The 19,349-nt window shown below is 55.5% G+C and carries 17 protein-coding genes; 7 read left to right on the plus strand and 10 right to left on the minus strand.

All coding sequences use genetic code 11. The features are described from left to right. Positions 1-21: 21 nt before the first annotated feature. The 7 genes from FHS72_RS03395 to FHS72_RS03425 form a co-directional block, all read right to left on the minus strand. Positions 22-1,308, minus strand: coding sequence for an ABC transporter substrate-binding protein (locus tag FHS72_RS03395; RefSeq protein WP_183525610.1), 1,287 nt, complete (start codon positions 1,306-1,308; stop codon positions 22-24). Between the two features lie 56 nt (positions 1,309-1,364). Continuing rightward, entirely contained in the window at positions 1,365-2,441 is a 1,077-nt protein-coding gene (locus FHS72_RS03400) for a branched-chain amino acid ABC transporter permease (RefSeq protein ID WP_183525614.1), read from the minus strand. Between the two features lie 50 nt (positions 2,442-2,491). Next, entirely contained in the window at positions 2,492-3,487 is a 996-nt protein-coding gene (locus FHS72_RS03405) for a branched-chain amino acid ABC transporter permease (protein ID WP_183525617.1), read from the minus strand. A gap of 68 nt (positions 3,488-3,555) precedes the next feature. Further along, complete coding sequence (locus FHS72_RS03410; RefSeq protein ID WP_183525620.1) at positions 3,556-4,368, minus strand: ABC transporter ATP-binding protein; 813 nt, start codon at positions 4,366-4,368, stop codon at positions 3,556-3,558. A gap of 67 nt (positions 4,369-4,435) precedes the next feature. Continuing rightward, positions 4,436-6,394 carry an AMP-binding protein gene (locus FHS72_RS03415; protein ID WP_183525623.1) on the minus strand — a complete coding sequence of 653 codons (1,959 nt, stop codon included), beginning with the start codon at positions 6,392-6,394 and terminating at the stop codon, positions 4,436-4,438. A 195-nt stretch (positions 6,395-6,589) separates the two neighbouring features. Then, the gene (gene fdhF / locus FHS72_RS03420; protein WP_183525626.1) at positions 6,590-9,355 is read right to left on the minus strand and encodes a formate dehydrogenase subunit alpha; all 2,766 of its coding nucleotides are present in this window, start codon (positions 9,353-9,355) and stop codon (positions 6,590-6,592) included. A gap of 145 nt (positions 9,356-9,500) precedes the next feature. After that, entirely contained in the window at positions 9,501-9,788 is a 288-nt protein-coding gene (locus FHS72_RS03425) for a YggT family protein (RefSeq protein WP_183525629.1), read from the minus strand. Positions 9,789-9,927: 139 nt separating this feature from the next. Between FHS72_RS03425 and FHS72_RS03430 the strand changes: the two genes are divergently transcribed. The 6 genes from FHS72_RS03430 to arfB all read left to right on the plus strand — a co-directional run bounded on the left by FHS72_RS03430 (position 9,928) and on the right by arfB (position 15,364). Further along, positions 9,928-10,476 carry an acyl-CoA thioesterase gene (locus FHS72_RS03430; protein ID WP_183525632.1) on the plus strand — a complete coding sequence of 183 codons (549 nt, stop codon included), beginning with the start codon at positions 9,928-9,930 and terminating at the stop codon, positions 10,474-10,476. 62 nt (positions 10,477-10,538) lie between these two features. Beyond that, complete coding sequence (locus FHS72_RS03435) at positions 10,539-11,921, plus strand: MFS transporter (protein WP_183525635.1); 1,383 nt, start codon at positions 10,539-10,541, stop codon at positions 11,919-11,921. Next, complete coding sequence (gene mepA, locus FHS72_RS03440) at positions 11,906-12,826, plus strand: penicillin-insensitive murein endopeptidase (RefSeq protein WP_183525638.1); 921 nt, start codon at positions 11,906-11,908, stop codon at positions 12,824-12,826. Before FHS72_RS03435 ends, mepA begins: the two co-directional genes overlap by 16 nt. Next, entirely contained in the window at positions 12,827-13,684 is an 858-nt protein-coding gene (locus tag FHS72_RS03445) for an esterase-like activity of phytase family protein (RefSeq protein WP_183525641.1), read from the plus strand. A gap of 88 nt (positions 13,685-13,772) precedes the next feature. Continuing rightward, the gene (locus FHS72_RS03450) at positions 13,773-14,414 is read left to right on the plus strand and encodes a queuosine precursor transporter (RefSeq protein ID WP_183525644.1); all 642 of its coding nucleotides are present in this window, start codon (positions 13,773-13,775) and stop codon (positions 14,412-14,414) included. 533 nt (positions 14,415-14,947) lie between these two features. Next, on the plus strand, positions 14,948-15,364 hold the full coding sequence (gene arfB, locus FHS72_RS03455) for an alternative ribosome rescue aminoacyl-tRNA hydrolase ArfB (RefSeq protein WP_183526514.1): 417 nt from the start codon (positions 14,948-14,950) through the stop codon (positions 15,362-15,364). Between the two features lie 15 nt (positions 15,365-15,379). Here the strand turns inward: arfB and FHS72_RS03460 are convergent, their stop codons facing one another. The 3 genes from FHS72_RS03460 to FHS72_RS03470 form a co-directional block, all read right to left on the minus strand. Next, positions 15,380-16,402, minus strand: coding sequence for a hypothetical protein (locus FHS72_RS03460; protein WP_183525647.1), 1,023 nt, complete (start codon positions 16,400-16,402; stop codon positions 15,380-15,382). 43 nt (positions 16,403-16,445) lie between these two features. After that, positions 16,446-17,738, minus strand: coding sequence for a nicotinate phosphoribosyltransferase (gene pncB / locus FHS72_RS03465; RefSeq protein WP_183525650.1), 1,293 nt, complete (start codon positions 17,736-17,738; stop codon positions 16,446-16,448). A gap of 77 nt (positions 17,739-17,815) precedes the next feature. After that, on the minus strand, positions 17,816-18,268 hold the full coding sequence (locus FHS72_RS03470) for a tellurite resistance TerB family protein (protein WP_183525653.1): 453 nt from the start codon (positions 18,266-18,268) through the stop codon (positions 17,816-17,818). Between the two features lie 158 nt (positions 18,269-18,426). Between FHS72_RS03470 and FHS72_RS03475 the strand changes: the two genes are divergently transcribed. Then, entirely contained in the window at positions 18,427-19,311 is an 885-nt protein-coding gene (locus tag FHS72_RS03475; RefSeq protein ID WP_246414459.1) for a DMT family transporter, read from the plus strand. Positions 19,312-19,349: the final 38 nt, after the last annotated feature.

Here is a 19,349-nt window from a genome sequence, read left to right on the forward strand (position 1 = left end):
ATACCAGCCGGGCAAATGTGGTTAATCGCAGCTTGGCGTAATGTCGTTTTCCGCGGCGAATGCCTCGGAATCGGCCTTGATCAGCGCGTTCACGACTTCACCGTCAGACGGGAAGAAGTCAGAGATCAGCGACCATTCCTGCGCAGTCGCATCCCACTGGGCCACAGACGCAAGGCCGTCGCCACCGTGGTTCTGACAAGTCACAGAAAACACCGGACCAAAGCCCGGAATGCCTGCGTCTTCCATGTCTTGCGCGGTGATTTCCAACGATTCCATCGCATCACGCATCATAGCTGCAGTGATTTCCGGCTCGCCTGTTGCCTCTTGCGCATCCGCCGCAGCCTCAGCCGCCAAGAACGCGGCGTATAGGCCACGGTTATACAAAACCGACCCGATCTGATCGCCTGCACCCGCCGCTTTGCCTGCATCCACAACATAGGTCTGGATGTCGTCGAACACAGGGAAATCGCTGCCCATCTCATGGAACGCTAGCGCTTTATAGCCGTCAGCCGCAGCACCCGCAGGCAATACGTCGTTTTCAGAACCGGACCACCAGATACCCATGAAGTTTTCCATCGGATAGCCAATGTTTGCAGCCTCTTGAACGGCAACTTGGTTCATCACACCCCAACCCCAGAACAGGATGTAGTCAGGGCGTTCGCGACGAATTTGCAGCCACTGCGATTTCTGCTCCTGACCCGGATAATCAATCGCTATCGTGGTTAATTCAAACCCGTGCTTTTCGGCCAGCGCCTCTAGCGTCGGGATCGGCTCTTTGCCATATGCGCCGTTGAAATGTAGCAAGGTGATCTTGCGCCCTTCCAGCGATCCATCGTTCAAATCAAGGAAATGGTTCACCCCGGCAGACGCACCATCCCAGTAGTTCACAGGATAGTTAAACGTGTGGCGGAACACTTCGCCGTTCTTCGCAGACGTCCGGCCATAGCCCATCGTATGAAGCGGGATTCCGTCCACTTCGACCTTCGGGATCAGCTGATACGTGATCGACGTGGCCAGCGGTTGATACACCAACGCGCCCTCGGCTTTGGTCGCCTCGTAGCATTCCACACCTTTCTCGGCGTTATAGGCCGTTTCGCATTCCGGCACGCTGGCCATCACACCGCCAATACCGCCGTCACGCTCGTTTAACAGTGTGAAATAATCGGCGTAGCCATCGGCAAACGCGATACCACCAGCGGCAAACGGGCCAGTCCGGTAGGATAGCGACGGGAACACAAGGTCCGCCATCACAGGTGTTGCAGCCATCAATGCGACCACGCTTGCTGTCATCAGTTTCTTCGTCGTCATCGGAATTTCCTCCCATTGGTTGTCCGATTTGGCAGATCTAACGCCTGCTCAATAATTCAGTATGGAAACGGCCAAAGCCGCAGCTTTTCCTTGGCCAGACGCCAAAGCTGGGCCAATCCGTGCGGCTCTTTGATCAGGAAAAACATGATCAAGGCGCCGACGATCACCAGTTGCAAATGCGCGACCATTTCAGTGGGCCACCCCAACACGTCCACGCCAATGATCTTCAGAAACACGGGCAAAATGACCAGAAACGCGGCACCTGCAAAGCTGCCGAAAATCGATCCAAGCCCGCCTAAAATCACCATGAACAGCACAAGGAACGACTTGGTGATGCCGAAACTATCGCCAGCCTCGACCGCGCCCAAATACACAGCAAAGAACAATGCGCCCGAGATGCCAATGAAAAACGACGACACAGCAAAGGCGGTCAATTTCGCCTTCAATGGGTTCACGCCGATGATCTCTGCAGCGATGTCCATATCACGAATAGCCATCCAAGACCGGCCTAGTGATCCGCGCGTCAGGTTCCGCGCCAACACAGCGCAAAACGTCACGAACACCAAACAGACCAAGTATTGCGCCCACGCAGGTGCGCTCGGCCCTGTGACCGCCGTGCCAAAGATAAACCGCTCTGGCGCGTTGATCTGACCAGATGCGGAATAATTGTAGAACCACGCGACCTTGTTAAACAGCCAAACAAGGAAAAACTGCGCGGCAAGCGTCGCAACGGCCAGATAAAACCCTTTGATCCGCAGGCTCGGCAGCCCAAAAGCCGCCCCAACAGCGGCCGTGATCCCGCCCGCCAGCAACACGTGGAACACGATATTCACATCAGGAAACGCAGTCATCAGCTTGTAACAAGCATAGGCCCCCACCGCCATGAACCCGCCAGTGCCCAGCGACACCTGACCACAATATCCGGTCAGAATATTCAACCCGATTGCCGCAATCGCGTAGATCAAAAACGGCACCATCAACGACGACGCCCAATAGTCATTGATCACAAACGGAATGACCAAAAACGCAATGGCCAACACCGCCCAATAGCGCCACCGATCAAAAGCAATCGGAAAGGTCTGACTATCCTCCGGGTAGGACGTCTTAAAATCACCGGCTTCACGATACAGCATGACATCCCCCTTCATTTCGCCAAAATAACTCAATCCGCACGTCGGTCACATCAAACACGTTCAATGATTTTCTCCCCGAACAATCCTTGCGGACGAAACACCAGAAAGATCAGCGCCAGCACGTAAGCGAACCAGTTTTCCGTCGCACCGCCGACCATCGGCCCAATCATGTATTCGAACAGTTTTTCACCGACGCCGATGATCAAACCGCCGACAATCGCACCGGGGATCGAGGTAAAGCCGCCCAGCATCAGCACCGGCAGCGCCTTGAGCGCAATCAACGACAGTGAAAACTGCACGCCCGATTTTGCGCCCCACATGACACCGGCGACCAGTGCGACCAGCCCCGCCAGCGACCACACCAGCACCCAGATAAAGTTCAGCGAAATCCCGACGCTCAGCGCCGCTTGGTGGTCATCGGCCACCGCCCGCATCGCGCGGCCTTGTTTGGTGTATTGCGCAAATCCGATCAGCCCCGCGACCAAGACAATCGCGACCAGCGTCGCCACCATGTCCAGTTTATCAATGAAGAAACCGTAGAAATCATCGCCGCCCAAACCAGCGGTCCAGTCCTCCACGACCAGTGATCCCCCCTGCGGCAAACCAAGTGCCAGCGTCTTGATCTCGGACCCCCACATCAGATCGCCGACACCTTCAAGGAAATACGCGAGGCCAATCGTGGCCATGAACAGAATGATCGGTTCTTGCCCCACCAAATGCCGGAACACCAATTGCTGCACGAGCCACGCAAACAGCACCATCACCATCAGCGTCACAAAGATCGCAAGCAGCGCCGGCACCTCCCAACCAAAGTGGTGGATTTCCGTGCCAAAGACCGCGTTAATGACATGTGAAAACGGCACCTGCCCTTCCATCACACCGACCAAAGTCAACGCAGCGAACAGCGCCATCACGCCCTGCGCGTAGTTGAAAATGCCGGACGCTTTGAAGATCAGAACAAAACCGAGGGCGACCAGCGCGTATAAAACGCCCGCCATCAATCCGTTGATAATGACTTCAATCCCATACAGAAAATCAGCTGACATCGTAATTCTCCTGACATCTCGGTGCACGGGGTGTGCACGCCTTGTGCACGCAAATCACATCCGCAAAATCAGTCATGAGCGACCCCCAAATACGCATCGATCACCTCTTGATTATTGCGGACCTCGTCAGGCGTGCCGTCGCCAATCTTGCGGCCATAATCCATCACGACAACGCGGTCAGACAGGTCCATCACCACGCCCATATCGTGTTCGATCAGCGCAATTGTGGTGCCAAATTCATCGTTCACATCCAGAATAAAGCGGCTCATGTCCTCTTTTTCCTCGACATTCATCCCCGCCATAGGTTCGTCCAAAAGCAGCAGTTTCGGCTCAGCGGCCAAGGCACGCGCAAGCTCGACGCGCTTCTTCAAACCATACGGCAAACGCCCTACAGGGGTCTTTCGGATCGCCTGAATTTCCAGAAAATCAATAATCTTTTCAACAACTTCGCGGTTCGCCGTCTCTTCGCGTTCGGCTTTCCCTTTCCAAATCGCTTGCGCCAACATGCCCGATTTCATCTGCGTCAAACGCCCCGTCATCACGTTATCCAGCACGGTCATACCTTCAAACAAAGCGATGTTTTGGAACGTGCGAGCAATCCCTTGCCGCGCAACTTGAAAAGGCTTCATCGGCGGGCGCCGTTTCCCATGAAACCACACCTCGCCTTCTTGCGGGTTATAAAAGCCGGAAATCACGTTCAGCATCGACGATTTCCCCGCGCCATTGGGGCCAATAATCGCACGAATTTCGCCTTCTCGAATATCAAACGAGATATTCTTAATCGCCTCAACCCCGCCAAATCGCAGGGTAATTCCACGCATATCCATCATGACGCCGCCAATCTGGCGACCGTCTGCGGTGACGTAACCTTCGTCTAACATCAAGCGTTTCCTCCAAGCGAAATGGGAAGGTGGGCGGGGCGCATTGCGCAGCAAAAGCGACGACCCATCATTCCGCAGCAACCTGCGCCGCGGGCGCTACAACTGCGTCACGGATATCTAATGTCGCGGTGATTTTGCCCTTGCGGCCGTCTTCGTAGGTGACTTCCGTTTCAGTATAAATCTCTGATCTTCCATCATAAAGCGCGGCGATCAGATCGCTAAACTTCTCTTCGACAATCCGGCGGCGGACCTTGCGGGTACGGGTCATTTCACCGTCATCCGCATCCAATTCCTTATGCAAAACAAGGAACCGATGAACCTGACAGCCCGCTAACATCGGATCGGCTGCAACCGACGCATTCACGTCCGCCACATGCCCCGCAATCGTGTCCAAAACCTGCGGATGCTGCGACAATTCCTGATAGGATGAATACGCAATATTGTTCCGCTCAGCCCAGTTTCCGACCGCAGTTAAGTCGATGTTAATGAACGCCGTGCACCGATCCCGATCCGCGCCAAAGACAACCGCCTCAAGAATATTCGGGAAGAATTTTAGTTTGTTTTCAACGTACTTCGGCGCAAACAGCGATCCGTCGACCATTTTACCAACGTCCTTTGCCCGATCAATGATCCGCAAATGGCCAGAGCTCTCCTCGATGAATCCAGCGTCGCCCGTCGCCACCCAGCCTTCGGCATCTTTGGTTGACGCCGTGCTGTCTGCGTTCTTGTAATATTCGACGAAAACACCGGGCGAGCGGTAGAAAACCTCGCCATTTTCAGCGATCCGCAACTCAACACCGGGACTAGGCACCCCAACCGTGTCAGATCGCACTTCGCCGTCGGGTTGTTGTGTAATGAAAACAGTGGCTTCGGTCTGGCCGTACAACTGTTTAAGATTAATCCCCAAGGCACGGTAAAAGTCGAAAATCTCGGGTCCAATCGCCTCACCAGCGGTATATCCAACGCGCACACGGCTCAGCCCAAGCGTGTTTTTCAGCGGCCCGATAACCAGCCAATCCGCAAGGCGGTACTGCAACCTATCGCTGAAACTGACCTCTTTGCCGTCCAGCAAGCGCGGCCCAACGCGACGGCCAACGGCCATATATTTATGGAACAACCATTTCTTAAAACGACCCGCGTCTTCCATACGGATCATGACATTTGTGAGTTGCATCTCAAAGACACGCGGCGGCGCGAAATAATAGGTAGGCCCGATTTCACGCAGGTCAGACTGCATCGTGTCAGGGCTTTCCGGACAGTTCACACAGAAGCCTGCCCACATCGCCTGACCAATCGAAAAGATAAAATCACCGACCCAAGCCATTGGAAGGTAAGCTAAAACTTCATCTCCAGCCTTAAGGTGGTCAAAGTCGGATGAATTACGAGAGGTCTCGATCACATTGCGGTTCGACAGAACAACGCCCTTGGGGCGTCCCGTTGTCCCAGAGGTGTACAGCATCACACAGGTGCTATCGTAGTCCAGCACAGCGATGCGATCCGCCATCGTGGATGCCATGTCAGACGCGCGTCCGGCGGCTTGGACGTCCGTGTAGGATGTCATCGCAGCGTGGTCATATTTGCGCAATCCGCGCCCGTCTAGGTAGATTACATGTTCCAGCTCGGTCAGTTGGTCGCGCACTTCGGCGATCTTATCGACCTGCTCTTGATCGCCCACAATCGCGAACCGTGCGCCGCAGTGGTCCAGCGCATATGCGACCTCTTCGGCCGCCGCATCTTGGTAAAGAGGCACAGGCACACAGCCCGCTTTTTGCGCCGCAACCATCGCCCAATACAGCGCCGGACGGTTGCGTCCAACGATTGCGATATGGTCGCCCACATTTGCACCAAGCGTCAAAAGACCCAGCGCCAGCGCGTCGATCTCTTGCGCGGCCTCTGCCCATGACCAGCTTTGCCAAATGCCAAATTCTTTTTCACGATACGCTGCTTTTGCGCCGTGTTGCGCCACGTTGCGTGCCAAAAGAGCCGGAATCGACACTGGCCTCGCCTGTGGTTGTCCTGTCGCCATCAATGGTCCTCCCCCGCATTGAATCGCCTCCCCGCGACCCGATGCTTGGCTTTGATACTGTGCTGACCACCTGCAATCCGTCAAATGGTTTTTTGAACAAGCGTTCATTTAATTGCGGCGCACTGCGATTCCCCATAAAATAAAGGGCCCGAACGATGTGTTCGGGCCCTATAACTTTAGTTGTAGATGTTGTTTCTATTCGGCGGGAACGGTTTCATCCGCTTTTTCGACCCGCACAGCCGAGAACTTGAACTCGGGAATTTTGCCGTATGGGTCCACCGCTGGGTTCGTCAAAATGTTCGCCGCCGCCTCGACGTAGGCGAAGGGCAAGAACACCATATCGGGCGCCACGGCCCTGTCTGCCCGCGCCATGATCTGGATCGAGCCTCGTTTCGTGGTTAATCGCAGCAACCCGCCCGGTTCGACATCCAATTTGCGCAGCGTCGAGGGATGGAGCGAGCAGTTCGCTTCTGGTTCGACCGCGTCTAGCACTTTGGACCGCCGCGTCATTGATCCGGTGTGCCAATGTTCCAACTGTCGCCCTGTGGTCAGGATCATCGGGTAATCCACATCAGGCACGTCGTCGGGCGCGATCACATTCGCAGGCGTGAATTTCGCGCGTCCATCTTGGCGTGGGAAACCGTCTGCGAAAACAATGGATTGACCAGGGTCCGTTGGCGAGAGCGAGGGATAGGTTACTGCATTTTCGTCTTCCAAACGGTCCCATGTGATGTTGTCCAGCGACGGCATCAGCAGCGTCATTTCCGCAAAAACATCGCGTGGATGGGTGTAGGTCCAACCAAGGCCAAGCCGTTTCGCCAGCTCAACTTCGATCCACCAATCCTCTTTTGCATCCCCCGGAGGGGCCACCGCAGGCCGTCCCATTTGCACCTGTCGGTTGGTGTTGGTGACGGTGCCTGTTTTCTCGGCAAATGCTGAGGCGGGCAGGATCACATCCGCATAATTCGCGGTTTCCGTGATGAAAATATCCTGCACGACCAGATGCTTAAGTTTCGCCAGCGCGTCCCGTGCGTGTTCTACATCGGGGTCGGACATCGCGGGGTTTTCACCTAGGATATACATGCTTTCGATGTCGCCAGCATGGACCGCATCAAGGATTTCGGTGACAGTCAGACCATTGTTCGGATCGACGCCATCATCCTTCCAGACCTCTTGAAACGCGGTGCGCACGCCGTCGTCGCTCACCGGTTGATAATCAGGCAGGAACATCGGGATCAGCCCCGCATCGGACGCGCCTTGCACGTTATTTTGCCCCCGCAGCGGGTGAAGCCCAGCGCCCGGACGCCCGACTTGGCCCGTCATCAGCGCAAGGCTGATCAGACAGCGCGAATTATCGGTGCCGTGAATGTGTTGCGACACGCCCATGCCCCAGAAAATCATGCCGGCTTTGGCACCGGCAAAGGTACGTGCAACTGCGCGCAGTTCTTCGGCTGGAATGCCGCAGATGCCTTCCATTTTCTCGGGGCTAAAGTCGCGCAGATGTGCTTTTTCCGCTTCCCAGTTTTCGGTGTAAGCTTCGATATACTGCTGATCGTAAAGCTTTTCTTCAACAATCACGTGCATGATCGCGTTCAGCATGGACACGTCCGCACCGGGTCTGAATTGCAGCATGTGTGTCGAAAAACGTTTCAGCGCCTGACCGCGTGGGTCCATCACAATCAGCTTGCCGCCGCGTTTGGCGAACTGTTTGAAATAGGTCGCAGCGACAGGGTGATTTTCGATGGGATTTGCACCGATCACAATCGCCACGTCCGCGTTTTCGATCTCGTTAAAGGTGGCAGTTACCGCGCCAGAGCCTACGTTTTCCATCAATGCCGCGACAGATGAGGCGTGACAGAGGCGCGTGCAGTGATCGACGTTGTTATGGCCAAAGCCTTGGCGGATCATTTTCTGGAATAGGTATGCTTCTTCGTTGGTGCATTTGGCTGATCCAAAGCCAGCAACTTTGGTCCCGCCGAGGTCATTCATGCCTTTCGCCGCAAAATCCAGCGCCTCGTCCCATGTCGCCTCGCGGAACACGTCGCCCCAGTTGCCCGGATCGACGTTCAGGCCCTTGGCGGGTGCGTCATCGCGGCGGATCAGGGGCTTGGTGAGGCGGTGGTCGTGGTGGATATAGTCGAAGCCAAAGCGCCCTTTGACGCACAACCGCCCTTCGTTTGCGGGACCGTTGATGCCTTCGACGAATTTGACTTTGTCGTCTTTGATTTTCAAGGAAACCTGACAGCCGACGCCGCAGAACGGGCAGACGCTTTTGACCTCGCGGTCATAGTCGGCGGTGTCGCCGATCTGGTTTTCGTCTGTGACTGTCGCGGGTAGCAAAGCGCCGGTTGGGCAGGCCTGCACGCATTCGCCGCAGGCCACGCAGGATGATGCGCCCATAGGGTCAGCCATGTCGAAAACGGGGTAAGCATTGTGTCCTCGACCCGCCATGCCGATGACGTCGTTCACCTGCACTTCACGGCAGGCCCGCACGCACAAACCACATTGAATACAGGCGTCTAGGTTCACTGACATCGCAACGTGGCTGTCGTCTAGCAACGGTATGTGGTCCGCGTCCATCGTCGGGAACCGACTTTCTGACACGCCCTGTTGCGCAGCCATGTCCCACAGGTGCGAGGATTTATCGTGCGCGACGGCTTGCTCCGGCTGATCCGCGACGAGCATTTCCATGACCATTTTGCGCGCTTGCACTTCGCGTGGCTGATCGGTGGTGACGACCATGCCGTCGGACGGTTCGCGGATACAGGACGCCGCCAAAGTACGTTCACCATCAATTGCGACCATACAGGCACGGCAATTCCCGTCAGAGCGGTAGCCGATTTGAGGTTTATGACACAGATGCGGGATCACAAGACCACGGCCATGCGCGACTTCCCAGATTGTTTCGCCGGGTTGCGCGGTGACAGACTGGCCATCAAGGGTAAATGTGATCGCGGACATGGTGTGTCTCCCTGTTGTCAGAGCAATTTACACCATTTCCGATGGGATAAGGACAGGTCAAGCACGACATCACCCCGCACATTTACGCCATGTGCGGTTTCTGATGCGAAATCTTCGGGCTTGGCCTGAAAAATCGACGGTTCGTTTAGAAGAACACGCTTGCGTTGTTAATCAGCACGATACGCAATGCTTCGAGCGCCAGCAGGGCCACAATCGGCGACAAGTCGATGCCGCCCAAGTTTGGCATAAAGCGGCGGATCGGCGCGTAAAGCGGTTCTAAAATCCGTTGCAGCGTGTACCAGATTTGCCCAACAATCGGCTGCCGCACGTTCAGCACATCAAAGCTGATCAGCCAGCTCATGATGAAATGCGCAAAGATCATAAAACGGGCGACACCAATCAGCATCAGAAGAATTTCAAAAATGGACTGCATAGGATCGCCTCTGTTGTGTGCATCGGTCAGGTAAGTTCTCTGGCCCGTCACTGCAAGCCCTTTGCTTTCCGTAGCGTTAAAGTTGACGTCTACGTCAACAAGGCAGAGGACAGGCATAGCTTTCTAAGGGGTTTTTGAAATGTATCCTTTCGTCCGACTCATCAAAGATATGGCCATCGCCCGCAATGCGCCCGAACTGCCGATCTTGGGCGTTCATGTGTCGCACCACCGCTGCTGGCCGCAAGACATCGATGTGTTCATCGAAATGAACAACGGGCGCATTCTGACGATCCTTGATCTGGGGCGCACGGTTCTGGCCAAGCGCGTCGGCCTGCTGACTGCCCTGAAAGAACGCAAATGGGGCCTGACGATGGCGGGTGTCAGCGTTCGGTATCGCAAGCGTATCCGTCCATTTGTAAAGTTCAGAACCATGAGCCGTGCTGTGGGCTGGGACGACAAGTTTTTCTACCTCGAACAGTCGATCTGGATCGACAACGAATGTGCTGTGCAGGCGCTGTACCGCTCTGCTGTGACTGACAAAAACGGCATCGTTCGTCCACGTCAGTTGTTCGATCATATTGGCTACGAAGGCGACCGCCCTGTCCTGCCGGAATGGGCGCAAAACTGGATTGATGCGGATCAAACACGCCCTTGGCCACCAGAGGTCACACCCGACACCGCGTCGTAAACACGTCACTTGCCAAACTTGCCCCCTTCTGTGTCTTATCGCGACACTCACAGGGGACAACCATGACGATATCACCACGTAAGCGCATCTTGGGATGGATGAGCTTTGATTGGGCCTCGCAGCCTTACTATACACTCGGCCTGACCTTCATTTTCGGACCATACTTTGCGGCTGTTGCTGCGCAATATTTCATGGGCGAAGGTCTGGACGAGGTCGCCGCTGGCGCATCTGCGCAAAGCACATGGGCCTTCGGCCAAACGATTGCTGGCCTTGTGATTGCGTTCACTGCACCGTTTCTGGGCGCATTTGCCGATAATACCGGCCGCAAGATGCCGTGGATCATTGGATTTTCCGCGCTCTACGTTATCGGTGCGTGGTCGCTGTGGTATTTGACGCCCGATAGCAGCAGCCTGATGCTGTTCCTGATCCTGTTTTACGTGGGCTTTATCGCCGCGGAATCCGCGCTGAACTTTGTGAACGCATACCTGCCGTCGATGGGCACACCCGATGACGTTGGCCGGATTTCCGGCACGGGCGCGTCGGTTGGGTATTGGGGCGGATTGGTCGCCCTGATCTTCATGCTGCTGTTCCTTGCCGAGGACGCGACGACTGGCAAAACGCTGATCGGGTTGGACCCGCTGTTCGGGCTGGACCCAAGTACCCGTGAAGGCACCCGTGCTGTCGGCCCGTTCATGGCGATCTGGTTTGCCGTCTTTATGATCCCTTTTTTCTTGTGGGTGCGCGACGATCCCAAGGACGCCGGCGCCGTTCCAAAGATGTCCAAAGTCTGGGGCGATTTGAAAACCACACTGCGGAACGTGGCGCAGCGCAAAAGCACCGCGTCGTTCCTGCTGGGGTCGATGTTCTACCGCGACGCGCTGAACGCTCTTTACGCATTTGGCGGCGTCTATGCGACGCTGGTGCTGGGTTGGGGTACGATCTGGCTAGGTGTTTTCGGCATCATCAGCGTGATTACCGCTGCCGTTTTCACCTATGTTGGTGGGCGGTTTGACGCGAAACTAGGGCCGAAACCGGTTATCATTTTCTGCATCATTGCGCTGACCATTGTCAGTTCGTTCATCGTTGGCATGTCACGCACGCAGGTGTTCGGTATCGCGCTTGCCGCAGATTCGATGGTTCCTGACATTATTTTCTTTACCTGCGGGTCCGTGATTGGTGGCGCTGGCGGTGCGATTTACGCCGCATCGCGGTCGATGATGGTGCGTCACACGAACCCTGAACGCCCGACCGAAGCCTTTGGTCTCTTTGCCCTTTCTGGCAAGGCGACCGCCTTTATGGCCCCCGCGTTGATCGGTATTTTCACCGCGCTGACAGACAATGTGCAACTTGGGTTCCTGCCGGTCATCTTCCTCTTTCTTCTTGGCCTCTTACTGTTATCATGGGTCAACAAAGACGGAGATCGCGCAGAATGGTCCGCTTCATAGGCATAGTCACTTTATTAACCGTATTGGCAGCCTGCCAATCCGAGGATTCCCCATCGGTCAGCCAAGCGGCGATATCGACGCAGAACGCGGGTGATACCCGTGTGGCGAAAGATTTGTTCGGCCATATCCCGCGTGGATCAGCACAACGGCCCGAAGCGATTGGTGCCTATTCCAAGGGGTGCCAAGCGGGCGCTGTGCAACTGGCCGAAACAGGTCCGACATGGCAAGCCATGCGCCTGAGCCGGAACCGGAATTGGGGCCAGCCCGAACTGGTTGATTACGTCCAAGATCTAAGTCGTTTTGCCGCCACCCTACCCGGTTGGGAAGGGCTATACCTAGGCGATATGAGCCAGCCGCGCGGCGGGCCAATGTTGACGGGCCATGCGAGCCACCAAGTGGGGCTTGATGCAGATATCTGGATGCTACCGCCGGATCGGTTGAACCTGTCCACGCAAGAACGCGAAAACATTTCGTCGATCTCAATGCGCAGGGCCAGCGGTGCATATACCAACAGCAGTTGGACGCCACAGCACGAGGCGTTGTTGAAAGCAGCCGCGTCTGATCCGCGTGTTGCCCGCATTTTCGTCTTTCCGGGTGCCAAAGTTGCGATGTGTAATTCGGCGACGGGCGACCGTAGCTGGTTGAACAAAATCCGGCCTTGGTACGGGCATCACTATCATTTCCACGTGCGCCTGAATTGCCCTGCTGGCGATAATTCCTGCGAAGATCAAGCACCGCCACCCGCAGGTGACGGCTGTGCGGATGCGCAACGTTGGGTGAACGATATCCTGAACCCGCCGCCCCCACAGCCGCGCGATCCAAATGCGCCAACGCCACCTGCACGTGGCCCCCTGACAATGGCGAGCCTTCCTGGCCAATGCCTGAGTGTTTTGAACGCGGAATAAATGCTAAAAGTCTTCTTTTCAGCGGCCATTCTCTTGATGGGCGGTCTCGGGTTTTCCGAGTCCGCCCTTTTAGGGCGCGCTATTATCCCCACGCACAGCGGCCAGATTGGCGGGCTTTCAGCTATCCATATCGCCGACGATGGTATGTCGTTCACCGCGCTGAGCGATCGGGGTACGTTTTTGACCGGAGAGTTGCGCCGGAATGCGGCGGGTAAAATCACAGGCATCGCTGCAGGGACACCAATACCGCTACACAATGCCGAGCGTGACAATGCCAATGTCGGCAACGATTCAGAAGGTCTTGCCATAGCGCCTGACGGCACGATCTATGTGTCGTTTGAAGGCGATCACCGCGTTGGCAAATTCGCTACGGTTGATGCGGTCGAAGACACGCTGCCGATCCCGAATGACTTTACCGCGCTGCAAGGCAACAGCGGTTTAGAGGCGCTTGCGATTGATGCCTCCGGCGCGCTGTTTACCATTCCTGAACGGTCCGGTCGCTATGATCAGCCGTTTCCGGTTTACCGCTTTGCCGATGGCAAATGGGACCAGCCTTACGCCATCCCACGCAGCGGTGCCTATCTGGTGGTTGGTGCGGATTTCGGGCCTGATGGTCTGCTTTATGTACTGGAACGCGACTTCACCGGAATCGGGTTCAATACCCGTGTGCGGCGGCTAGATCTGGAAGCAGCGACGGCTGACACGATCCTGAAAACCGGCTTTGGCGTGCATGGCAATTTGGAAGGCATTTCGGTTTGGCGCAACGCCGAAGGCCAGCAGATTATGACGCTGATTGCAGACAATAACTTTCGTAGTATTTTGACCAACGAGATTGCCGAGTACCGCATCGACGGTTGACCAGCGCAAGGCAGGGGCCTAAATGGGCGCGTCCTTGAACGATTCAAGGACCAAGTGCCGCACCCTTGTCAAAACGGAAACCAAAGACATGACACGTATTCTTCCCGGCGTAATCGCCATGGCTGCTATTGTAGTTGCCTCTAATATCCTTGTGCAATTTCTGATCCTTGACGGATTGTTAACGTGGGGGGCATTCACCTATCCGCTCGCGTTCCTTGTCACCGACGTGATGAACCGTCTTTACGGGGCCCCGACGGCACGCAAGGTTGTGTTCGCAGGGCTTTTGACTGGCATTGTATGTTCAATGATCGGCACGCAAATTGTTTTCGACAGCGAATACGGCCCTTATAGCGCAGTTGCGTTGCGTGTTGCCATCGGGTCCGCCGTTGCGTTCGGTGTCGCCCAACTGCTGGACGTCGCCGTGTTCAACCGACTGCGTGACGGATCATGGTGGAAGGCGCCGCTTGGGTCGACCTTGGTCAGCTCAACAGTGGATACGGTGATCTTTTTCACCATCGCGTTCTCTGCGCCTTTCAACGGGTTATCGGCTGCCGCGACGGATGAAGTCGTTTGGGCGCAGGATGCTGTTCCGTTTCTGACCGCAGGCCCAGCCGTTCCTTTGTGGGTTTCTTTGGCCGTTGCTGACTGGATGGTGAAGCTGGTGATTGCATTGCTGGCGTTGGTGCCGTTTCGCATTATTGTTGGGCGATTTGCGTCTCAGCCGCGTTAAACGGTCCTGTCACAAAAAATTATCTTGATTTTCAGATCAGGTGTGCCACCTTCCATTGTATAGGCGAAACATTTTGAAAGGAGGTGATCCAGTGCATCATGAAGTATTGGAGAAGGCAGTCGGGACAACTTGTGGGGGTCTCATCTAGGGCAGCCCCTAGTTAAGAAGACCACAGGGTGGGCGACCTAACCGACCCCCCTCCGCTATTCAGATAAGGGCCACCCCATCGCCGGGGCGGCCCTTTTTCTATGGGCTTTGGGCCGATTTAGACCCCCGAGATTGCGGCGCAATATCGTGTTCGGCGGGGTGGCGTGACGGTGGGGGCAGATGTTGTTAACCTGTTCAAAATCAGGGGTGTGACTTGCGTGCACAACCCGTACACAAGGCGTGCACTGCTGTGTCAGCTTTGGGTATTTTGAGTTGTTAAGGCGAAATGAAGATGACGCGCCGTGGCTGAGCCGCGGGTTGCGGTGAATTGATGAAATGGAGCGGGTGTTTTCGAGATATAATCTTGGGACATGCTGAAAGAACCGATGAAGATTAACGATCAGATCACGCTAGAGGATTGGGAATTGACCGAGCAGTTTGCGCGGGCCTCTGGTCCGGGTGGGCAGAACGTGAATAAAGTGTCGACGGCGGTGGAGCTGCGGTTCGAGGCCGCGCGGTCACCGAATTTGACCGAGGCCGTGAAGCGGCGGCTGCGGCGGGTCGCAGGCCAGAAATGGACGAAGGACGGGGCGGTGGTGCTGTTTGTGCAGGACACGCGGTCACAGGCGCGGAACCGCGAGATTGCGCGGGACCGTCTGGCGGAGATGATCGTGCAGGCGCTGCATGTGCCCAAACGCCGGATCGGGACAAAGCCGACTTATGGGTCGGTCAAGCGGCGGCTTGAGGGGAAGAAGGTACGCGGGGCTGTGAAGAAGTTGCGGGGGAAGGTTGGGGATGAGTGAAAGCTAATTAGCGTTTCACCAATCACGAAACTCAAGAATGTTATCGAAAGTAACTAAATTAACTTCACCGCCTAACCGATTTTTCCAATCTTTCTTTTGCTGCGCGGGATCACCATTTGTCCGTTGAACAACCTTTATGGTTTTATCCGACCTGTTATTTTTAATGAGTTTGTTAAGGTGATCATCACAACCCGAATACCCAAAGATGACTATTTCTTCGGACTCTCCGATCGCTACAGGCAAATGATCCCAGTACATCTGTAGAACTTTCGAAGCTTGGATGACACTTGGCTTCATTTTCCCGTTAGTCAGCACGATATGACTACGTTGTGATCCATCCTCATAGGCCAATTGAGATCTATTTATTTTCTTTGGCGTGCCGTCCCCAGCATCTACAAACAAAGGTGATCCGTGCAAATGCATATAGAACGCTGCAGATGCTTGGTTCCAATGTTTCCGCTGCATATTAGAGTCAGAAAAACCGGTATTAGCGGTATAGCCGTCACGAAGTGTCCCACTGAAACCACTACAGAGCTGTATTGTCTTACCGCCTATTTCTCTTTCTTCGTTAAAGGGAGCATACAATAATGTATCATAATTCAATGTCGCCACATGCGATTTTGAATCAAAAATGAATCCTACCAGCGCGTCAATGAATGGCTCCCAATTTTCATTGTCGCACTCCGTTAAATCAAAGCCATGAAAGTACTTGGCAACCATGTAGGTATAGCGCTGCAAAGCCTCAGGATAACTTATGGCATCTTTGGTCAGCCAATGTTCCAACTCATCGTCTTTAACTGCAAATTGAAGAACTCGAAAAGCCATTAGCGCTAATTGTGTACCAAAAAGCTCTTCTTCATTCGTCGGGCCGTCGCCCACTTCAACGCCCTCAATAGCAGACGCAATAAGCCGACGTTGATCGTTAGAGATTAAATCGTTCGTTTCCCACACAGTTTTCATCGCTGCGGGTAACTGGAAAAAATCATTGTCCAATGCACGGCCAAGGCCGTTACCGAAAATAATCGTTTTGCGAGGCATTATTTAAACTCATCAATATGACACCCCTGAGTTGATAAGGTATCTAAACCACAACCTCAACTTTCTCTTGCTCTCCGACCCCAAACACACGCTTATACCGTGCTATTTCCTCAACAGGCCCCATGGCTTTGTTGGGGTTGTCGCTCAGTTTGACTGTCGGGTTGCCGTTGGCTGAGATGGCTTTGCAGACCAAGGAAAATGGTGCGAGGGCGTCGTCTGCCGCTAGGCCCTTAAAATCGTTGGTCAGCATGGTTCCCCAGCCGAAGGACACCCGCACCCTTCCTGCGAACTGCGCTTGGAGGGTGGCGATTTTGTCGACGTCTAGCCCGTCCGAGAAGATGACCAGCTTTTTCGTGGGGTCTTCGCCGCGGGCTGTCCACCAGTCGATGGCCCGTTCTGCCCCAGTTGCCGGATCGCCGCTGTCGATCCGCATCCCAGTCCAGCCCGCCAGCCAATCGGGTGCGCCGTCGAGGAAGCCTTGGGTTCCGTAGGTGTCGGGCAGGATCACCCGCAGGTTGCCGGAGTGTTCTTCCTGCCAATCCGCCAGCACGTCGTAGGGTGATTGCAGCAGTTTCGCGTCGTCGTCTGCCAAGGCCGCGTAGACCATGGGCAGTTCGTGGGCGTTGGTTCCAATCGCCTCGATCTCGCGGTGCATGGCGATGCGGCAGTTGGATGTGCCTGTGAAGTTATCGCCCAACCCCTCTTTGAGCGCCTGCACGCACCAGTCTTGCCAGAGGTAGGAGTGCCGCCGCCGTGTCCCGAAGTCGGCCAGTTTGAGGCCTGGCACGTCGCGGAGTTTTTCGACTTTGGACCAGACTTTGGTCATGGCTTGGGCGTAGAGGACTTGGAGTTCGAAGCGCCCCATGTCTTTAAGGACAGCCCGTCCGCGTAGCTCCATAAGGGTGGCGAGGGCTGGAATTTCCCAGAGCATGACTTCGTGCCATTTGCCCTCGAAGGTGAGTTCGTATTGGCCGTCCCGTTTTTCGAGGTGATAAGGCGGGAGTTTGTGGTTTTCGAACCATTCCATGAAGTCGGGGCGGAACATTTGCCGTTTGCCGTAGAAGGTGTTGCCGCGCAGCCATGTGGATTCACCGCGTGACAGGGACAGCGAGCGGATGTTGTCGAGTTGTTCGCGCAATTCGCCTTCGTCCACGAGGTCCGCGAGGCGGATGTTTTTGCTGCGGTTAATGAGCGAAAAGGTGACATCGGTGTTCGGGTGGTTCCGAAAGATCGACTGACACATCAGGAGTTTATAGAAATCCGTGTCGATGAGCGACCGCACGATGGGGTCGATCTTCCATTTGTGGTTCCAGACTCGTGTGGCGATATCGACCATTTGCGCGTTCCCTTTGATTTACAGGGGGTTAGAACAAGGGTTAGGCGTGACTGCAAGGTTGAACCGCATTGCGGTCGTTAGCCGGGCGTGTGTGCTGCCATTGCTTCGTCGTGCAGGCGTTTGCTGACCTCTGGCGAGACCCCGAGGATTTCGGCGACTTGGTGCAGTAGGGCATCTTCGGCTTCAGCTTCGACCCCGTCTGCAAAAACGACGGCCCAGAGGGCTGCGACTGTGGCTTCGCGTTCTGCGATACCGATTGCGTCGTGCAGGATTGTGGAGAGGGCGTCGGTGTCGGGCATTGCCTCTTCCAGCTTTTCGCATTCGGCCCGCATTTTGGCTGCTTGGACTGGATTCAGTGCATAGAGGTGCGCCAAGACGTCGTCGATTTGTTCAATTTCCTCAAAGAGGTAGGCTTTGTCGATTTTGGCCGCCCGCACGAGCAAGGCACCCATGGCGTGTTGTGCGTCTGCCTCGGGCAGTTTGGTGACTGAGGCTTCTTGGTGGAACATGGCTAGGATGCGGTCGAACATTGTGGAGCTCCGATTAGGCGTTGATGAACATTAGCGAGGTGATGCCTTGGGGGCTAGCCCCCAAACCCCCAGGATATAAAGAGAGCCAAAGAAGCCTAAGAGGCGGTTGACCATCGCGAGGGCAAGGCAGAGAGTTCGCCGGAATTCAGGGGAAACATATGGCCGGATCATTTCAGTTGCGCGTCGTTGCTATGGTTGTGGGTGCGATGGTTTTGATCGTGGGCGGCGATGTTGCGGGGCGGATGTTGACCGCTGCCGGATTTTCCCAATTTTCCGTGGCCTGGGCGCGGTTTGCGCTGGCCGCTGTGGTGTTGGCGCCGCTGTGCGGATTGGAAAAAGGCGAGTTGCGGTTGCTGCTGAAGCCCGCGTTGATTTTCCGCGCTTGTTTGATTGCGGGCGGGATTGCGTCAATTTTGACTGCGTTAAAGACCGAGCAGTTGGCCACAGTTTTTGGCGGCTTTTTTGTCGGCCCAATTATATCTTACGCATTGTCCGGTTTGGTGTTGAAAGAGCGCGTGACGCTGCCGCGCACCGTGCTGTTGCTGGTTAGTTTTGGCGGCGTGTTGCTGGTTGTGAAACCGGGATTTGGGATGACGCCGGGGTTAGGCTTTGCCCTGCTCGCGGGGATGTTCCACGGTAGCTATTTGGTCGCGACGCGGTGGCTCGCTGGATCATATCGCCCCCGCTTTTTGCTGTTCTCGCAATTGGTGATCGGGTCTGTCGTGCTAGCCCCGCTCGCGATTGCGCCTGTGCCAGCGGTCACGCCGCAGTTGCTGGGGTTGATCGTGGTGAGCGCGTTGGGGTCCGCTGTCGGCAACCTGCTGCTCGTTCTTGCGAACCGCGCCGCAGAAGCGTCGGTGATTGCCCCGCTGATCTACAGTCAGATCATTGTCGCGACCATCTTCGGCTTTTTGTTCTTTGGCGAGTGGCCGGATGCCATCGCGCTGCTCGGGCTTGTGATCATTATCGCGTCGGGCGCTGGATCAATTTGGGTGGTCGGCCGCGCGCGTCCTGTCGCAAAAGTGAGTTTACCGGACGTCTAAATTAGAGGATGCAGATGCGCCTGCCACCCGCTAAAATA

This window comes from Yoonia ponticola (assembly GCF_014199395.1).
Lineage (GTDB): Bacteria > Pseudomonadota > Alphaproteobacteria > Rhodobacterales > Rhodobacteraceae > Yoonia > Yoonia ponticola.

Coding starts and splice junctions, on each gene's coding strand:
- FHS72_RS03410 (WP_183525620.1), bottom strand. CDS start 4,368: ATGTTAGACGAAGGTTACGTCACCGCAGACGGTCGCCAGATTGGCGGC.
- FHS72_RS03395 (WP_183525610.1), bottom strand. CDS start 1,308: ATGACGACGAAGAAACTGATGACAGCAAGCGTGGTCGCATTGATGGCT.
- mepA (WP_183525638.1), top strand. CDS start 11,906: ATGGTCCGCTTCATAGGCATAGTCACTTTATTAACCGTATTGGCAGCC.
- FHS72_RS03450 (WP_183525644.1), top strand. CDS start 13,773: ATGACACGTATTCTTCCCGGCGTAATCGCCATGGCTGCTATTGTAGTT.
- arfB (WP_183526514.1), top strand. CDS start 14,948: ATGAAGATTAACGATCAGATCACGCTAGAGGATTGGGAATTGACCGAG.
- FHS72_RS03405 (WP_183525617.1), bottom strand. CDS start 3,487: ATGTCAGCTGATTTTCTGTATGGGATTGAAGTCATTATCAACGGATTG.
- fdhF (WP_183525626.1), bottom strand. CDS start 9,355: ATGTCCGCGATCACATTTACCCTTGATGGCCAGTCTGTCACCGCGCAA.
- FHS72_RS03400 (WP_183525614.1), bottom strand. CDS start 2,441: ATGCTGTATCGTGAAGCCGGTGATTTTAAGACGTCCTACCCGGAGGAT.
- FHS72_RS03445 (WP_183525641.1), top strand. CDS start 12,827: ATGCTAAAAGTCTTCTTTTCAGCGGCCATTCTCTTGATGGGCGGTCTC.
- FHS72_RS03460 (WP_183525647.1), bottom strand. CDS start 16,402: ATGCCTCGCAAAACGATTATTTTCGGTAACGGCCTTGGCCGTGCATTG.
- pncB (WP_183525650.1), bottom strand. CDS start 17,738: ATGGTCGATATCGCCACACGAGTCTGGAACCACAAATGGAAGATCGAC.
- FHS72_RS03415 (WP_183525623.1), bottom strand. CDS start 6,394: ATGGCGACAGGACAACCACAGGCGAGGCCAGTGTCGATTCCGGCTCTT.
- FHS72_RS03470 (WP_183525653.1), bottom strand. CDS start 18,268: ATGTTCGACCGCATCCTAGCCATGTTCCACCAAGAAGCCTCAGTCACC.
- FHS72_RS03425 (WP_183525629.1), bottom strand. CDS start 9,788: ATGCAGTCCATTTTTGAAATTCTTCTGATGCTGATTGGTGTCGCCCGT.
- FHS72_RS03435 (WP_183525635.1), top strand. CDS start 10,539: ATGACGATATCACCACGTAAGCGCATCTTGGGATGGATGAGCTTTGAT.
- FHS72_RS03475 (WP_246414459.1), top strand. CDS start 18,427: ATGGCCGGATCATTTCAGTTGCGCGTCGTTGCTATGGTTGTGGGTGCG.
- FHS72_RS03430 (WP_183525632.1), top strand. CDS start 9,928: ATGTATCCTTTCGTCCGACTCATCAAAGATATGGCCATCGCCCGCAAT.